Origin of the sequence: Psychrobacter sp. NG254 (assembly GCF_015277735.1) — a bacterium.
In the GTDB taxonomy this organism is placed as follows: domain Bacteria; phylum Pseudomonadota; class Gammaproteobacteria; order Pseudomonadales; family Moraxellaceae; genus Psychrobacter.
Genome location: NZ_JADHDA010000001.1, coordinates 268,875 through 284,913, shown reverse-complemented (window position 1 = coordinate 284,913; position 16,039 = coordinate 268,875). Strand labels below are relative to the sequence as shown.

Genomic DNA, 16,039 nt, shown 5'->3' with positions numbered 1-16,039 from the left:
AATTGATTTTTCTTGGGGGTTTTTTGTTATCTATAGTTAATGCTCATAGGAACTTTCCATTGTCCATTATATAGTTGTCGTCTATCAAAGCTTCGCTGTTTTCACTTATATATGAGGTCTGTCATGCGCAAAATTCCTATTTACTCCCACCCTGCCGCTGGTTGGCCTGCGCTAATCTCCTCTACTCAGAAGCTTATGGACTATAAGACATTTTTGCGAGGTAGTATCAGCGTATTTAAAAGCAATCAACCTCAAGGCGGATTTGACTGCCCAGGCTGCGCATGGCCTGACCATAAATCGCACAAAGCCATCGATGTCTGTGAAAATGGTATCAAGGTCATTGCTAGTGAGACTATGACGCATAAGGCAGATGCCCAGTTTTTTGCACGTCATACTGTCACTGAGCTACAAGGATGGTCTGGTTACGAGCTTGAGCATAGTGGCCGCCTATCAGAACCGATGGTTTATGATGCCGCGCAAGATCGCTACGTCCCTATTGCTTGGGAAAATGCTTATCGCATCATCGCTGAGCAATTGGGGCAGCTTGATTCACCCCATGAAGCGTTATTTTATACCTCAGGCCGTGTCACCAATGAGCCTGCGTTTTTATTTCAGCTATTTGTTCGCTGCTTTGGAACCAATAATCTGCCTGATTGCTCTAATATGTGTCACGAGCCGACCTCTGTGATGCTAGGCAGACAGCTAGGCATTGGCAAAGCAACGGTCAAGCTAGAAGATTTTGAGCAAGCCAAATTGATATTAATGTTTGGACAAAACCCAGCGACCAACCATCCACGGATGCTGGAAATGCTTGCACATTCTCACGAGCAAGGCTGCCGAATCATCTCAATCAATCCGATGCGTGAGCAAGGCCTAAGCAAATTTAGAAATCCACAAAAACCAACTCACATGGCAGCCGGTCAAAGTGATGACATGGTCGATGAGGTCATTCAGATTCAAATCGGTGGGGATGCTGCATTGTTAACAGGCATTGCCAAATGGCTGATCGAAAACGATAAAATCAATCATGACTTTATTACCACTCACACGTCAGGTTTTGAGCCTTTAAAAAAGTGGCTAACAGCGCAAAACTGGACAGATATCACGCTTGGATGCGGCATATCTCAAGCGGAGATTATCAATCTTGCTGAGTTGGTATCTGATAGCCCAGCGACGATTTGTACATGGGGCATGGGCATTACTCAGCATGTGCAGGGTGATGACAACGTCGCGATGATTACCAACTTGCTATTACTGATGGGCATGATTGGTATCGATGGTGCCGGTGCCTCTCCCGTACGTGGGCATTCCAACGTACAGGGTGATCGCACCATGGGTATACATGAACGCCCTAGCAAGAGCTTACTAGACAGTCTTGAGCGTGTGTTTGAGCATCCTATGCCGCAAGAGCATGGTTATGACGTTGTCACTGGTGCTAAGGCTCTTATCGCAGGTAAGCTAAAAGTCTTTATGGGCATGGGTGGTAACTATGCCGTAGCGGCACCAGATACCAGTGCCATTGAGCAAGCCTTAACCACCACTCAGCTGAATATATTTGTCGGTACCAAGCTCAATGAAACCATGCTATACCCAGGGGCAAATAATTTGATCCTGCCCTGCTTGGGTCGTACTGAGCGTATTGTCACGACAAAGGGTGATCAGTTTGCGACTATCGAAGATTCTATGTGTCAGATCGTACCTACTCAGGGCACGCTCAAACCCGTTAGCGATACTCTGAAATCTGAAGCGCAAATCGTGGCAGATATCGCGACTCATGTACTCGGTGCTGACTTATCTATTCCTTGGCTTGCGATGAGTGAAGATTTTGATATTATTCGAGACTATATTGCTCAAGCGATTAATGGATTTGAAGACTTTAATCAGCGCATCCGCACCACTGAGCGTGGCTTTCATTTATATCATGCGGCGCGTCATCGTGTATGGAATACTGAAAGTGGCAAAGCCCAGTTTGAAGTACCACAATATCCGATTACTTTTGTCGCTGCACAAATGGCAGCCGCAAACGATATCGATGATAGTGAAGATACAGCGCAAAAGGTTTGGCAATTGACCAGTGTCCGTAGCCATGATCAATTCAACACTATGATCTTCGGGTTTAAAGACCGCTATCGTCAAACCGATCGCCGTGACGTGCTATTCATGCATCCAGATGAGATAAGCCGTTTGGGCTGGCAAAAAGGGGATCGTGTCATGGTCTCTCGCCAGCGCGCTGATGACAGCCTAGAGCAACCACGAATATTAGGGCCATTGGTATTGACTGAGATGGACATTGCCTCCAACGCGGTTGCTGCTTACTATCCAGAATGCAATGACCTTTTTGATTTGGATACGCATGCGCCAGATTCTCATATACCAGCGTACAAATCGACCACCATCGTTTTGGAGCGCGTAGAAGCAAGCACCGCTGAACCTGCCTGATCCTACCTAAGCCCGACTGCGGATAGCCAATGAACATATCATTTTCATTGGCTACTCCTCTAAATGACCATAAGCACGCTCATAATTTTAGGCCATAATAAACCGTGATAACCATTGAAGATAACGCTGAGCAAAGTGAGGCTTTTATCGACCCTACTGTGATAGATAGTTCAACTGGTGCTAAGATAGTAGCAACTGAGCTGCCTAACGGTGATAGGTTGTCAGAGACACCCCTTGCTCGTGGTCATTTGGCACAAAAGCATCATTACCCGTCAATTAGTAGTGATCCTAATCATGACTCTCATCTTCAAATTGAATCTCAGACCACCAGCTTAGCAGTCGAAGCTGCGGTCTCTATCATTATTAATGGCATTCATTATGCTGTGTTGATGGCCAGTCCACATCAGCTAGAGTATTTAGCGGTCGGGTTTTTATTTAGCGAAGGATTAATTCAATACAGTCACGAGCTACTCGACTGGGAAGTGACTCATCTTGCAGATATCGCTAGCTACCAGAAGTTTGCTCAAGATTCGAATGATGAAAGACTTGACTCAGTATCAATTGAGCAAAGCTTAGAACAATTTCAAGATTACGATATATATGTCGTGGAGTTGGTATTAAGCCAACGCTGCCATCAACGTATCCAAGCACAAAAACGGCAGCTCGCAGGGCGTACAGGCTGCGGTATGTGCGGTATTACCGGTCTATCTCAGGCACTGCCCGATCTAAGCCCCTACTCACAAGACCATATACAGCACGGCCCCAACCAGCCGACACGCATTGATAGCGCTAATACGACCGTACCAAGCCTTGACTATCTGCTGACACTACGCCAGCAGGTAGATGCCGCGCAGCATACGCATCAGCTAACGGGCGCTGTGCATGCCGCAGCGACGATGCATAATCAGCAGCTGTACTCATTTGAGGACGTTGGCCGCCATAATGCGCTTGATAAACTCATTGGCTGGCAACTACGCGAAAAAATAGACGTTAGCTGTGTGCTGATGACCTCACGCCTCTCTATTGAACTGGTTCAAAAGTCCATTCGAAGTCGAATTCCTTGGCTAATTGGTATGTCGGCACCTACCAGCACAGCAGTACGTGTGGCTGAGCGTTATGGCCTTGGGTTGGCTGGATTCTTACGTGACAACCGAGTGACTTACTATACAAATCATAATGATATCTAAAAAATCACATCTACTTATTCATTGAGAGCACCCGTCTATCGCTCATCATCTATATTTTCTAATGAAAACTTCAGCTAACTATCTATAGTTATAATTTAGCTAATAGCGATATATCATTCGATATTGACCGTGGTAAAACCCTACCTTTCAGCCTCTTATCAAATATCTCTAAATATATACTTATATGTCATCCTCAGTCATTATCTGATAAATACCGGATAAGGTTTGAGGTTGCCGACATAATAGGTTACCCTTATGGCGCAGATATGTTACATATGCTTAACAAATATGTAATTTTATTTATTAATGCCGCTTAGTAATACATCAATCGCAATAGATGAGTAGAGACTTATCATCTATTGCTTATTACAGCTAATAAGACTGTCTAAATCGAGTTCGGGTCATTCCATCATGGCTTAGTGCTTATTCGTAATTCCGCTATAGACACTCATTACATGAGGTTTCTTTAGCACACAGCTACCTTTGTGTATGCCTATTAACAGCGTGATGGTTTACCCATTAACTGACGCCTATTGAGAGTAGTCCCTGTCGTTTTGATTTGACACTATGTGAGTCATCAAACAGCGGCATGACATTTAGCGCTTGCTTACCACTACCGTTGGTGTTTTCACTATTTATATTAGCCACATACGTTCGGTATGAGGCTAATTTAGACCGTGCTGTATTCCTAATGGTTTGGTATCTTTCATTTTTACTGAACTTTATTCATCAACCAACAATTGCGAGGTCTGAGTTTGAAAACTGAGTCATTGTTCCAATTTTCATCATTAACGATTATTTTATTATTATTAGCATTTTATGGCGGCACCTATTTACTGTCCTTATTAATCAAAAAAGACAAAGAGACGACTTCTGGATTTATGGTCGCAGGTCACGGTGTTGGCTTTGGTATGGGTGCAGCCAGCATGACTGCCACGTGGATTTGGGCAGCCTCGTTTTACGCTGCTGCTACCTCTGGCTACAAGTACGGCGTATCAGGGCCAATACATTATGGCTTTTGGGGTGCATTGATGATTTTGTTCATTTACCCTTTCGGTATGCGCTTTCGTGAATTAGCACCAGACGGTCATACACTAGGTGAACTGATTCATGCCCGCCACGGTTCATCAAGCCAATTAATCTTAGCCATATCCAATATTATGGGCAGTTTAATTAGCTTGATGGTCAACTTTACCGCTGCTGGAGCATTGGTGTCAGTTCTGTCTCCACTATCGTTCCAGACAGGGGTAATGATCGCAGGTATCGGTGTACTGAGTTATACATTGACCTCAGGGTTTCGAGCGTCCGTTTTTACCGATTTCGCCCAGTTGGTCGCTTTAATGGCCATTGGTATTGTTATTATTCCCGCTGTGTTATTTGCCATGGGTGGCCCTGAAGTCATGGTCAGCGGACTATCAAACCTGACATTAGAGCAGCAGAACTTCTTCTCCTCTGAGGCATTCTTTCAACAAGGTGCGCCCTATTTTGTCGCGGTATTAGCATATGCTATCGGTAACCAAACCATCACTCAGCGATTATTCGCGATCGATAAAACCAAGATTAAAGCGACGTTTATCACTGCCACAGTCGGCTACGCTGGTATCGTTATTGGTCTTGGGATGATTGGACTAATGGCTGTGACGATTGGCGTCGAGCCACTCGATGGCAATATGAATAACCTCATTCCTCAAATGGTCAGTACTTATTTGCATCCTGTCTTTATCGCCTTATTCTTTATTTTAGTGATTGGGTCATTATCCTCAACCGCTGACTCAGATTTATCAGCGCTATCAACCATTATGATGGCGGATGTCTACGGTAAAAATATCGCCAAAAAAGGCCATGTTAAACCTAAAACGATGATGCTGATTGGTCGCGGCACGATGATTGTTGCGACAGCAGCTGGACTAATTTTTGCGAGCTTTAAGCTCGATATTCTCGTCATGCTGGTTTTCGTCGGTGCGCTATGGGGTGCTATTGTCTTCCCTGTTATCGCCAGTGTGTTTTGGAATCGCGTCACCAATACTGCCTTTACCTCAGCAGTTATCGTTGGGCTGCTCTTATTTTGCGTTGCCCGCTTCGAATTGCTCCCAATCACTGGCATCACTGCCCTATTCTTTGAAATACTGGCAAGCGTCGGTGCAGCAGTCGTTATTGGGCTAATGGTCTTTGGTTTCTTAGGTCGTAAGATTGGCATGGTAGCCGCAGCTATCACGCTAGTGTTGATGCTTATCTTCGCTACTGGCTTCTTACGTCAATATATGGTCCTGCTAGCTTCTCTAACGGCTTACGGTGCTAGTACCGTCGTCTGTGTGATTATCAGCCTGATGGGAGACGAGTACTTTGACTTCGACTTAATTAAGCAACGTGTGGGCAATTATGATGAAAAAGCGGAAGTACCATCGCCGCCTAAATCTTAAACCGAAGTCGTTTTATCCGAGTAGTGATTGGTCAGTAGTATCTGGCTAGTTGCTACTTATTCAGAAATACTATAAGGAGATATCATGGACAACGTTTTTATTTATGGCTTATATATTTTGATTTGGCCAGCAATCACCCTTGGGGTACTCGTATTAATTTGTACAGCTACTTATCGCGATGTTAAAAATGCCAAACGTGACAATAGAGATATTGTTTAGCGCATTATATTTCAAACAATCATCATTCAGCTTTAGCTTGCTAATGACCTGATGAAGTCTATTAACAGCATAAATATCCCTAAATTGGCGCTAAATATAGATAAGATAATAAATAACCTGTCTTTAACGAAAAAAGGACTTGTAATTTACTATATTTTTGCTAATATAGGCCACCTTGATTGGCTGGATGGCAGAGTGGTCATGCAGCGGACTGCAACTCCGTTAACGCCGGTTCGATTCCGACTCCAGCCTCCAATTATTTATTAACTTTACGTTAATTTTGGCTTGCATTATTATCCCAACCGATTATAATAGCGACCACTTATCTAGTAACTAGATGGTCTATCAGCTAGCTTACATTTTAGATAAAACAAGTTTTGCCCGGGTGGTGAAATTGGTAGACACAAGGGATTTAAAATCCCTCGCTAGTAATAGCGTGCCGGTTCAAGTCCGGCTCCGGGTACCATTACATAGTCCTATACTATCTTATAGAACAGCTAAAGCCCCTGATATCAGGGGCTTTGTTGTATCTGGCGTTCTATAAATCATTCTGAACTTACCGAGTAGTAGAAGCAGTTAAGCGCTCTACGGCATTACCGATCCATATTATTAAGCGTGTCCTCGCTAGCTTTCCTCTAAATTTCCTTCAAAACATCTTAATGATTTGCTACAACCAAACTTACCCATCGCATTAACAGTAAATGCTCAATTGTGCTCATCAAACTGACTTATAATCGGAAATAACGCCCTATTATTAATCCATAATAGAAGCAACTATGTGGACAAGGAAAGTACATGCAGTGCACGAATTTTATTAAATCGATAAGAACTGCATAAGCATACCCCGATGGTAATACAAGGAGATGACGTATGCCACAGCTTCAATCAAACCATCAATACAGTCACGATAACTGCTTCAACCACCCTAGCCGCGTCATTTTACTAGGCTTATTAATGAGTGCTATAGGAAGTACGCAAGCTGCGACTCCTATAAAGCCCAGCAATCCACAATCTAGCAAATTAATTACCGACGTTACTACCTATGTAGAACGTGATTGGCGCTCAGACGATGGACAGTTCTTTTTGACGTTATATTCAGGAGTATGGAATCCGCATGGTACATTATTTTTTCTAAAGAAAAGAGGCGGGCTCTCGGTTGAGGGGTTTCAAAAAGGCTTAAACATTACCGTAGCGTCATTTGATCCAGAAATTGGTTTAGAAGCGCCGCCAGAATATGCTGTCACGGGCGCACTGAATCTACGCAGCAATACCTTAATAGGATCAGTGACACATTATCCAGAGGGTGCCGCTACCGTCTGGAAGACGACGTTTACCCCAGCAATTCCTATTAAAGAAAAAACATACCCACAATATACTTTTAAATACTATGGTTTTGAAGACCCAAATCAGTATCGGGCTACTATTACCCGCGTCGAGGTTATTAATAAAGATACTAAGGCTATTGTGCAGACATTAAAGGGTTTTGAAGCACAGTCATATAGCGTCACATATGCAGACATGAACTATGATGGCTATTTTGATATCGTGCTAGATGTCGGAGACGATGTCATGGATGAAAAATATATCTACTGGCTCTATGATTCTCATAGCAAAAAGTTTGTGCGCAATAAGACTTTGGAGGCGATATCAGGTTATCCCAATCGCTATCCGCATAAGAAGCAGCTTTACTTAAATAAAGACGCATTACTTGAGCGAGTCAATGGTCAGTGGAAAAAAATGCCCTGCTGTTATGCTGATTAAGTAACTGATAGTGATAACCAAATAAGCTGGCTAACTTAAATATAATTTTATTGAATAATTCCAGCAAATCGTCGTACGTATAAATACACAAAGCCTCTGATATCAGAGGCTTTGTTGTTTTCATTGTTTATATTGCGCGATTCTATTCTAATCGATAGGGCTGATGAATAGTGATCTCTCAATACCAATTCACTGATGACACGTCTTATGAATTTATCCCGTCAAAATATACTACGATATAGCCAACAGCACATCACCATGATCATCACGTAAGTCCTTTTTGACCATTTTTCCAGCACCGTTAAGCAAAATACTCTCTACAAAAACAACTTTATCTGGTATCTGCCAGCTGGCTATTTTATCTTGATAAAAGCTCAGTACTTGCGCCTCATCGATTTCTGAATCTTCTTCTTTTACGACGATCAAGACTGGACGTTCGCCCCACTTTTTATGCTTTGCAGCGATGGCCGCCGCGATTTTGATTTCCGGATGCGCGACTGCGATATTCTCAAGCTCCACCGAAGATATCCACTCACCACCAGATTTGATTAAGTCTTTTGAGCGATCACGGATATTCATATAACCATCTGCATCGATAGTGGCAATATCACCCGTGTCGAACCAGCCGTCTTCAGTGATGGCATCAGGGTTCTCGGTGTAATAGTCATTGATAATCCAGTGCCCTCTAATCTGCAAACGACCTTGAGACAGACCATCTTCTTTTACGCGCTGCAATGGCTCATCAGTGTCTATCAGACGTAGCTGAACGCCATAAGGCGGACGACCCTGAGACTTACGTAAATCATTAATCTCGTCTTTACTCAGTGATTTATGCTTGGCTTTTATTTGATTCATCGTCCCAAGCGGACTGGTTTCCGTCATGCCCCAACCATGTATCGCATCGCAGTTGAAATCTTCTCTAAATGTTTTGATGACTGATGGCGGACACGCTGCGCCACCAACGATAGTGCGCGTCATACTCTCAAGCTTGCTGCCTTTAGATTTCGCAGCGGTCAATAGACTTTGCCAAATCGTTGGAACGCCTAGCGCGACTGTCACCTGATAATCATCAATGAGAGAGACCAGACTGTCACCGTCTAGATTGGGGCCAGGTAATATCAGAGAGCAACCTGTTAATGCAGCAGCATAAGGCGTGCCCCATGCATTGACATGAAACATAGGTACTACCGGTAGTAAAACGTCTTGCGCAGAGAGTGCTGAGACGTCAGGCATACATAGTGACATTGCATGAAGTACAGAGGAGCGATGAGTGTATAAAATACCTTTAGGATTGCCTGTTGTGCCTGAGGTATAGCATAAGGAGCTGGCTGTCGCCTCATCAAGTTGAGGCCACTCAAAATCAGGAGAATGCTCTGCTAGCAACTCGTCAAAGAACAGTACATTCGGTAACTGCTCTACGACCTTCTCATTTCTAGCGCTCAAGCAAATAAAATGTTCGACGCCTTTGATATATTCTTTAATTGCCATAATCAGCGGCAAAAAAGTCACATCAAAGAACAATACGCGGTCGTCAGCATCATTGATAATATAGCTGAGCTGCTCAGGGAATAAGCGAGGATTGATAGTATGACAGACCATACCACTACCCGAAATCGCATACCATGCTTCTAAATGGCGACGGTTATTCCAAGCCAATGTAGCGATTCGTTCTGAGGACTTTAATCCAAGTGTAGCCAGTGCATTGGCCAAACGTTTTGAATTATTTGACACACTAAGCCAGTCAGTATGCGTTATCTGTCCGTCGACTTCTTTCGATACAACCGCTGTATCACCATGATAGCGTGCAGCATGTTCGATTAGACCACTGATCAGCAATGGCTGATACATCATTTTTCCTAACATAGTACATTCCCTGTAGTTGTTTGAACGTCAGCTTACTCTTATTGGTATATCATCTGATACTCCGAATAGGCCACAATTAAGAATAATCAGAATTATTGGTTAAAACAAGCAAATACTATGACCTCAATTGATGAAAAAATAATGTTTGCTCTCCTAGACTTCAGCTCTGAACGATAGCTCATGGTCATTTTAGATAGAAACACATAAAATTTAGACAAAAAAATCCGACCACATTAAGTGATCGGATTTTTAATATTTGGTGGAGATGGCGGGAGTTGAACCCGCGTCCGCCAGCATTACGCTCATGAATCTACATGTTTAGTTTCTGTCTTTAATTTTAGTCTGCACCGATCCGACAGTCAGGATGGATTAGCCGATTCTCTACTTTTGAACCCAAGCGATTGAGACAATCCCTTGTGGCGAGCCTACATGCGGACGCTTCAACTTAGTTGACCAACTGTAGGTGATCAGCAACTTAGTAAGCAGGGTTTAAGCTGCTAGAGCGTAATTTTCGTCGTTTGCGACTATAACAATATATGTTGGATTAACGAGAGGACATATACTCTCGACATGCATCATTGAGTTTCATTACCAGCGTCGAAGCCAGAACATCCCCAATAAGGTCGACCATTATATAGTAGGTAGTGGGCAGGTTTCAACCTTTATAAATCCTGTATTACATTACGTTACAGCTCAGTTATTTAAGCCAAAACGTTATTTAACCATTTGCCAATGTTCTGAATCTGCGGCATACATACTTGATGCGCCATCGGATAAGTATGATATGCCACGTTATAGCCTTTATCAGACAATAATTGTTGTGCTTGCTCGCCTAAAATAACAGGAACTACTGGGTCATGAGTACCATGTTCAATCAAAATTGGCATGTCCTTATTAGCAGCACTATAGTCGATGTTATCGTTCGTCGCTAAATAGGTAGAGAGCGTCATCAAACCTGCTAAGCGCTTAGGATAACCAAGCGCTACGTGATAAGCCACTGCCCCGCCCTGCGAAAACCCTGCAATAACGATATGCTCAGGAGATACACCGCGCTCAACCTCACGGCTGATCAAATCATTGATTTGCTGGGCAGACTCTTCAATCTGAGCGACATCGATTTTACGTTCTAGACTCATCTCTAAAATATCGTACCATGCTGGCATAACCATGCCACCGTTTACCGTCACTGCACGCTTTGGCGCATGTGGGAAAACAAAGCGTACAGCCATATCATCAGCCAAGCCCAGCTGTGGTACTACAGGCTCAAAATCATGGCCACTGGCACCTAAGCCGTGAAGCCAAATGACAGCACGGTTGATGGTTTTTTGGCTAGGGTTATGCTCAACGATAACAGCGTCTAAATAGTCAGTCATGACTGATCCTTAATATATTTTTGATAGCTTATTTTGATAGCTTAGTTTTGATGATGGAGATTGAAATACTTTTGTAACAATTGTTTGCCTGTCATTATCTTTTAAAGATTATCAGGTAACGTAAAGGACGGGTCAATGACCGCAATATTGTACTTATTATTTTTCACTTTTTGTAGGGACAGTTTACATGACAATGTTAGATAATTCAGTGGCGACGCTCAATCAACTCAAAAAAACGCCATTTAAAACCGTTAAGACGGTCAGTATAGCCATAGCACTAGGGGCCACTTGCACCCTATCAATGGCCGCAGACGATATACGCAATACCACATTGACTCAGACATCCAATCAAACCATTAAGCCATCCCTAAAACAACTAACAAAAAACATGCCTGCCAAGCCTCAAGCCTATACCTATGGTGTGCGGCCCTTTTACTTGGTCAATGACATGGACGCAGGACTATTAAAAGACGAGCTGATGGCTTGTAGTGCGCAAACGCCTAGCAAAACCAACTTTTCTATCGCGCATCGCGGCGCGCCTTTGCAATTGCCAGAGCACACTTATGACAGCTATGTTGCCTCAGCGCAAATGGGTGCAGGCATCTTAGAGTGCGATGTGGCCTTTACCAATGACGGCGAGCTGGTCTGCCGCCATGCGCAAGACGACCTGCATACCACTACTAATATTCTGGCTACCCCGCTAGCCAAACAGTGCACCGTGCCGCCAATGATAGACGCCAACGGTGTGCTAACCAATGCTGACAGCATTGAATGCCGTACCTCAGACATTAGCACAAATGAGTTCAAGACCCTCACAGGCAAAATGGATGCCGCGGATAAAACAGCTACCACTCTCAATGATTATATGAATGCAACGGCTGCATGGCGAACTGATTTATATTCACAAAATGGTCAAGTGCTCACATTAAAAGAACATATTAAGCTTGCTCAAAGCCTCGGTATGAAGCACACGCCAGAGCTAAAAGCACCAGCCGTTACCATGCCATTCAACGGCTATAGCCTAGATGCTTATCGTCAACAGCTGATTGACACTTATAAAAATGCAGGTGTGGCTGCCAGTGACGTGTTTGCGCAGTCATTTAATATTGAAGATGTGGATTACTGGATTAAAAATGAGCCTGCTTTTGGTGCCAATGCTATCTATTTAATTGACGATAGCAATGAGACCGCAACTGGCAAAACCTTTGATAAAAATAATCCTAGCACGTGGAAGCACTCACTAGCCAACATAAAAGCGCGTGGCATTAAAACCATTGCCCCACCACCGTGGATACTGGTAACCACTGACACGGCGGGTAAAATGATACCATCCGCTTATGCCAAACAAGCCAAAGCACTTAATTTAGATATTATTACTTGGTCAATTGAGCGTTCAGGGCCGTTAGCAGCAGGTGGCGACTGGTATTATACTGACTTAGGCAAAGCCATTAATAATGATGGCGACATGATGAGTTATATCGATGTGCTGGCACAAGACGTTGGGGTCAAAGGTATTTTTTCAGATTGGCCCGCCACCGTTACATATTACGCCAACTGTAAAGGTTTGAGCTAGGCCGTATTGAATAGTTATAAATAACGTTTACTAATAACCAAAAGGTCAACTGAGTCGCCACTTGGTTGACCTTTTTTGTACTGCAAACTTAATCACGTTCCTGTTTTTCCATCAATTTTTCATGGGTTTTGACCAGCATTCACAAAATGCCTTGGGACTTTTATGCTAGGATAATCCCAACAACTTTGGAGTCTTTCCATGACTCCAAATACAAACTGTATTCAGCAGAGTGGGCACTGACAGTATCTATGCGATTATTATCTATTAACCGTCACGTCAAGCAGCCATTTTTTACACATTTTTCTAAAATAAGTATACCGTCATGACTCATATTTTACTGGTAGAAGATGATCCCGCCATTGCTATGTCGCTCAAGGTCACTTGCAAGCGTGAAGGTTGGCAGATTACTTGGCTAGACAATGCCAGTAGTGTGCTACCGATGCTGCGTAGTGACGCGGCACAGACACTATCGGCCATTATCTTGGACGTCGGCTTGCCCGATGGTGACGGTCTCAGCTTATGCCAACAAATACGTCATACACCTGATATCAAAGCGCTAAAAGACATTCCCATTGTATTTTTGACCGCTCGTAGTGATGAGGTCGATCGTATTTTGGGCTTGGAGATGGGTGGCGATGATTACTGTGCCAAACCCTTTAGCCCGCGAGAGTTGGTCGCCCGCCTAAAAGCCATTTGGCGACGTGAGCAATTGCTGTCTCAACAGTCATCCGCTCCTACTAACTCAGTAGATAATGATAACCCGTCTAATAATATGACTAGGCAAGCATTAACGTTTGAATGTCAGTCTGGCATTTGGCATTACCAACCGCTCAATTATTCGTTAATGTGGCAAGAGCAAAAGCTAGAGCTGAGCAATACCGAGCGCAAAATCTTATTGACCTTATTACAAGCACCCAATCAAGTATTCAGTCGTGAGCAACTGCTGAACGCTGTGAGCGACTATCCTGATCATCGATTGGCAAGAACGATAGACAGCCATATTAAATCAATTCGTAAGCAGTTGGCGGTGATTGATGAGCATATTGAAGTGATTCATACACATCGCGGTCTGGGCTATGCCTTATGTCCTGCCTAGTCAGCTATTTTTGGCATACGCCTTTTTATAGGATTGTGCCTTATCAGCACTCATACGCTCTATTATGGTTTTATACCTATGAATCATAAAACCAACGCCAACAGCAGTGCTGGTAATGACACTCAGCATAGCAATTGGTACGCCAAGCTACATCCTATTGGCACGACACAGCAGACACCCAAACGCAAAAAACTGCTGAACTTGAGTATATTTTTCAGGATTTGGCTGGCAGTCGCATTGGTATTGATTATTTGCGGTGTGGTGGTGTTTACTCAGTTATTTGGCTACGTCAAGCCGACTGCGCAGCAAGTCATCGAGGACACCTTATTAGATACCAGTAAACTGTTGGCCGCTAGCTTGCAAATACCGCTCTCTACTGGGCAGATATATGATGAGGCTTATCAAGCGCAACTTGATGCCGCATTTATTGGCGTGCCAGCGATGGACGAATCAATAGGAGATGTCAATCAAACCAAAAGCTATAGTAGCTTTCGGATATATGTGACAGACAGCAAAGGCGTAGTCATTTATGACTCCTTACCTAAATCTGAGAGCAGTGAGGGTCGATACTATGGGCGCTGGAATGATGTCTATCTGACACTAAAAGGCCAATATGGTGCTAGAAGCACGCTGCGAGACTATCAGCAGCGTGATGGCTCAGTCATGTATGTGGCACAGCCAATAAAAGACAATGCTGGTGACATCATTGGTGTGGTCAGTGTGGGCAAGCCTGTCGCTAGCGTGCTGCCCTACTTAGATGACACGCGCAATCGTATGCTCATCACCGCGCTACTGATCAGTATTGCCGCCCTAATACTGGCAGGACTGGTTGCGTGGTGGCTTAAGCAAAGCATTACGTTGGTGACCCAATATACCAGCGCACTGGCTGAGGACACCAAAAAGCCCTACTTCTATCTAGGTCATGAGCTCAATAGCCTGACAGACACGATTGAAACCATGAAGCATCGATTGGAAAATCGAGCTTATGTCACCGATTATGTTCATACCTTAACCCATGAGCTAAAAAGCCCGCTTACCGCGATACGTGCCAGCAGTGAGTTATTAGAGGATGATGGGTTAGATGGTCATATATTAGATCATGACGATCGGCAGATGCTTATCGAGACTGTGGGTGAGCAAAGCATCAAAATGCAGCAGCTTATCGACCGCCTGCTATTACTTGCCAAAGTCGAACAACCAACCTTCAAGCTTAATCGGCAGCTAACGTCTTTACTGCCATTACTACAGAGCCTTATCAAGGACAATTCTGCCAAACAGCAGCAGCAAAATCTCAAGCCTATCAATATCTATATTAATGATAAAAAAATGACTGACACTGTGAACTTACCAGCAGATGTCTTAGCGTCTACCAGTGTCTTTGCGGATCAATTTTGGTTGATACAGGTATTACAAAATGTATTAGACAATGCCATTCATTTCGCTGCTAGCACTATCTATATAGCTTTGCACAGTACCGCACAGACAGTCACCATTGACATATTTAATGACGGTAAGCTATTGCCAGACTATGCCATTGATAAAGCGTTTGAGCGTTATTTTAGCTTGTCTCACCAAAGCCAGACTGCGTATCACGCCACTGAACCTGCAAGCCCTAGTCATGCAAATAACACACCAAAAAAAGGCACTGGCCTCGGTTTGACACTGGTCAAACAAGTGATCGAACATCATGGTGGTTCTGTCACTATTGCTAATATTGATGCCAGTCATCTGTCTAATAATGAAGACCTGAATTCTGGCGTCATGGTTAGTATCACCCTGCCGTTGGCCTAAGAATAAAAAATAGCGATAGTTCATCAATTTTCCATCATGGCTGCACATACTTTCTATGTGACTGTTTTACGATAGTGTTATTCACCGTCGTAACACACATCAGGAGCAGCTATTTTATGTCACATTTATTGACCGAAAACCCTGTCATCAAAAATCTAATGGGACATAACCGTCAGCACTGCCTTCAGGTATTATCAAATCAAAGTATCGACAGTACCGATTTTGGGCATTGGCTCGCCATTCCCAGTCAACGTTTATTATTGGTTTTTCGCCATCAGCAGTGTGTGGCTATAGATCGATATCAATGGGTGGCTTGA

The 16,039-nt window shown here is 43.6% G+C and carries 12 protein-coding genes, 2 tRNA genes and 1 other RNA gene; 11 read left to right on the top strand and 4 right to left on the bottom strand.

Annotation, left to right across the window (positions count from 1 at the left end; genetic code table 11):
• The first annotated feature begins 123 nt into the window (after positions 1-123).
• Together IP510_RS01130 and IP510_RS01125 are read left to right on the top strand one after the other, a co-directional pair.
• Positions 124-2,439, top strand: a complete 2,316-nt coding sequence (locus tag IP510_RS01130) for an FdhF/YdeP family oxidoreductase (RefSeq protein ID WP_194362960.1) — start codon at positions 124-126, stop codon at positions 2,437-2,439.
• 104 nt (positions 2,440-2,543) lie between these two features.
• Positions 2,544-3,626, top strand: coding sequence for a formate dehydrogenase accessory sulfurtransferase FdhD (locus IP510_RS01125; protein ID WP_320154164.1), 1,083 nt, complete (start codon positions 2,544-2,546; stop codon positions 3,624-3,626).
• 519 nt (positions 3,627-4,145) lie between these two features.
• Here IP510_RS01125 and IP510_RS13805 read toward each other — a convergent pair.
• On the bottom strand, positions 4,146-4,274 hold the full coding sequence (locus IP510_RS13805) for a hypothetical protein (protein ID WP_265087547.1): 129 nt from the start codon (positions 4,272-4,274) through the stop codon (positions 4,146-4,148).
• A 122-nt stretch (positions 4,275-4,396) separates the two neighbouring features.
• On the opposite strand from IP510_RS13805, the gene IP510_RS01120 reads away from it, so the two are divergent.
• The 5 genes from IP510_RS01120 to IP510_RS01105 all read left to right on the top strand — a co-directional run bounded on the left by IP510_RS01120 (position 4,397) and on the right by IP510_RS01105 (position 8,026).
• Positions 4,397-6,046 carry a sodium:solute symporter family protein gene (locus tag IP510_RS01120; protein ID WP_320154167.1) on the top strand — a complete coding sequence of 550 codons (1,650 nt, stop codon included), beginning with the start codon at positions 4,397-4,399 and terminating at the stop codon, positions 6,044-6,046.
• An 84-nt stretch (positions 6,047-6,130) separates the two neighbouring features.
• Entirely contained in the window at positions 6,131-6,265 is a 135-nt protein-coding gene (locus IP510_RS13670; protein WP_227669405.1) for a putative transporter small subunit, read from the top strand.
• A gap of 181 nt (positions 6,266-6,446) precedes the next feature.
• Positions 6,447-6,520, top strand: a tRNA-Cys gene (locus IP510_RS01115).
• A 124-nt stretch (positions 6,521-6,644) separates the two neighbouring features.
• Positions 6,645-6,731: transfer RNA gene (locus IP510_RS01110), tRNA-Leu, on the top strand.
• 404 nt (positions 6,732-7,135) lie between these two features.
• Complete coding sequence (locus tag IP510_RS01105) at positions 7,136-8,026, top strand: XAC2610-related protein (protein WP_194362958.1); 891 nt, start codon at positions 7,136-7,138, stop codon at positions 8,024-8,026.
• A 231-nt stretch (positions 8,027-8,257) separates the two neighbouring features.
• On the opposite strand, the gene IP510_RS01100 is transcribed toward IP510_RS01105, so the two are convergent.
• From IP510_RS01100 to IP510_RS01090, 3 genes are all read right to left on the bottom strand, one after another.
• Positions 8,258-9,889: a long-chain fatty acid--CoA ligase gene (locus IP510_RS01100; protein ID WP_194362957.1), complete on the bottom strand. Its 1,632-nt coding sequence runs from the start codon at positions 9,887-9,889 to the stop codon at positions 8,258-8,260.
• A gap of 257 nt (positions 9,890-10,146) precedes the next feature.
• Positions 10,147-10,505, bottom strand: a transfer-messenger RNA (tmRNA) gene (gene ssrA, locus IP510_RS01095).
• An 85-nt stretch (positions 10,506-10,590) separates the two neighbouring features.
• Positions 10,591-11,262 carry an alpha/beta hydrolase gene (locus IP510_RS01090; RefSeq protein ID WP_194362956.1) on the bottom strand — a complete coding sequence of 224 codons (672 nt, stop codon included), beginning with the start codon at positions 11,260-11,262 and terminating at the stop codon, positions 10,591-10,593.
• Between the two features lie 187 nt (positions 11,263-11,449).
• On the opposite strand from IP510_RS01090, the gene IP510_RS01085 reads away from it, so the two are divergent.
• From IP510_RS01085 to IP510_RS01070, 4 genes are all read left to right on the top strand, one after another.
• A complete protein-coding gene (locus IP510_RS01085) occupies positions 11,450-12,835 on the top strand; it encodes a glycerophosphodiester phosphodiesterase family protein (RefSeq protein ID WP_194362955.1) in 1,386 nt (461 codons plus the stop codon).
• A 322-nt stretch (positions 12,836-13,157) separates the two neighbouring features.
• The gene (locus IP510_RS01080; RefSeq protein WP_194362954.1) at positions 13,158-13,931 is read left to right on the top strand and encodes a response regulator; all 774 of its coding nucleotides are present in this window, start codon (positions 13,158-13,160) and stop codon (positions 13,929-13,931) included.
• A 78-nt stretch (positions 13,932-14,009) separates the two neighbouring features.
• Complete coding sequence (creC, locus tag IP510_RS01075) at positions 14,010-15,722, top strand: two-component system sensor histidine kinase CreC (protein WP_194362953.1); 1,713 nt, start codon at positions 14,010-14,012, stop codon at positions 15,720-15,722.
• Between the two features lie 116 nt (positions 15,723-15,838).
• Positions 15,839-16,039: a hypothetical protein gene (locus IP510_RS01070; protein WP_194362952.1), complete on the top strand. Its 201-nt coding sequence runs from the start codon at positions 15,839-15,841 to the stop codon at positions 16,037-16,039.

Excerpts from the sequence above, each read along its gene's own strand:
- IP510_RS01130 (WP_194362960.1), top strand. The coding sequence starts at position 124 with ATGCGCAAAATTCCTATTTACTCCCACCCTGCCGCTGGTTGGCCTGCG.
- IP510_RS13670 (WP_227669405.1), top strand. The coding sequence starts at position 6,131 with ATGGACAACGTTTTTATTTATGGCTTATATATTTTGATTTGGCCAGCA.
- IP510_RS01105 (WP_194362958.1), top strand. The coding sequence starts at position 7,136 with ATGCCACAGCTTCAATCAAACCATCAATACAGTCACGATAACTGCTTC.
- IP510_RS01100 (WP_194362957.1), bottom strand. The coding sequence starts at position 9,889 with ATGTTAGGAAAAATGATGTATCAGCCATTGCTGATCAGTGGTCTAATC.
- IP510_RS01090 (WP_194362956.1), bottom strand. The coding sequence starts at position 11,262 with ATGACTGACTATTTAGACGCTGTTATCGTTGAGCATAACCCTAGCCAA.
- IP510_RS01085 (WP_194362955.1), top strand. The coding sequence starts at position 11,450 with ATGACAATGTTAGATAATTCAGTGGCGACGCTCAATCAACTCAAAAAA.
- IP510_RS01080 (WP_194362954.1), top strand. The coding sequence starts at position 13,158 with ATGACTCATATTTTACTGGTAGAAGATGATCCCGCCATTGCTATGTCG.
- creC (WP_194362953.1), top strand. The coding sequence starts at position 14,010 with ATGAATCATAAAACCAACGCCAACAGCAGTGCTGGTAATGACACTCAG.
- IP510_RS01070 (WP_194362952.1), top strand. The coding sequence starts at position 15,839 with ATGTCACATTTATTGACCGAAAACCCTGTCATCAAAAATCTAATGGGA.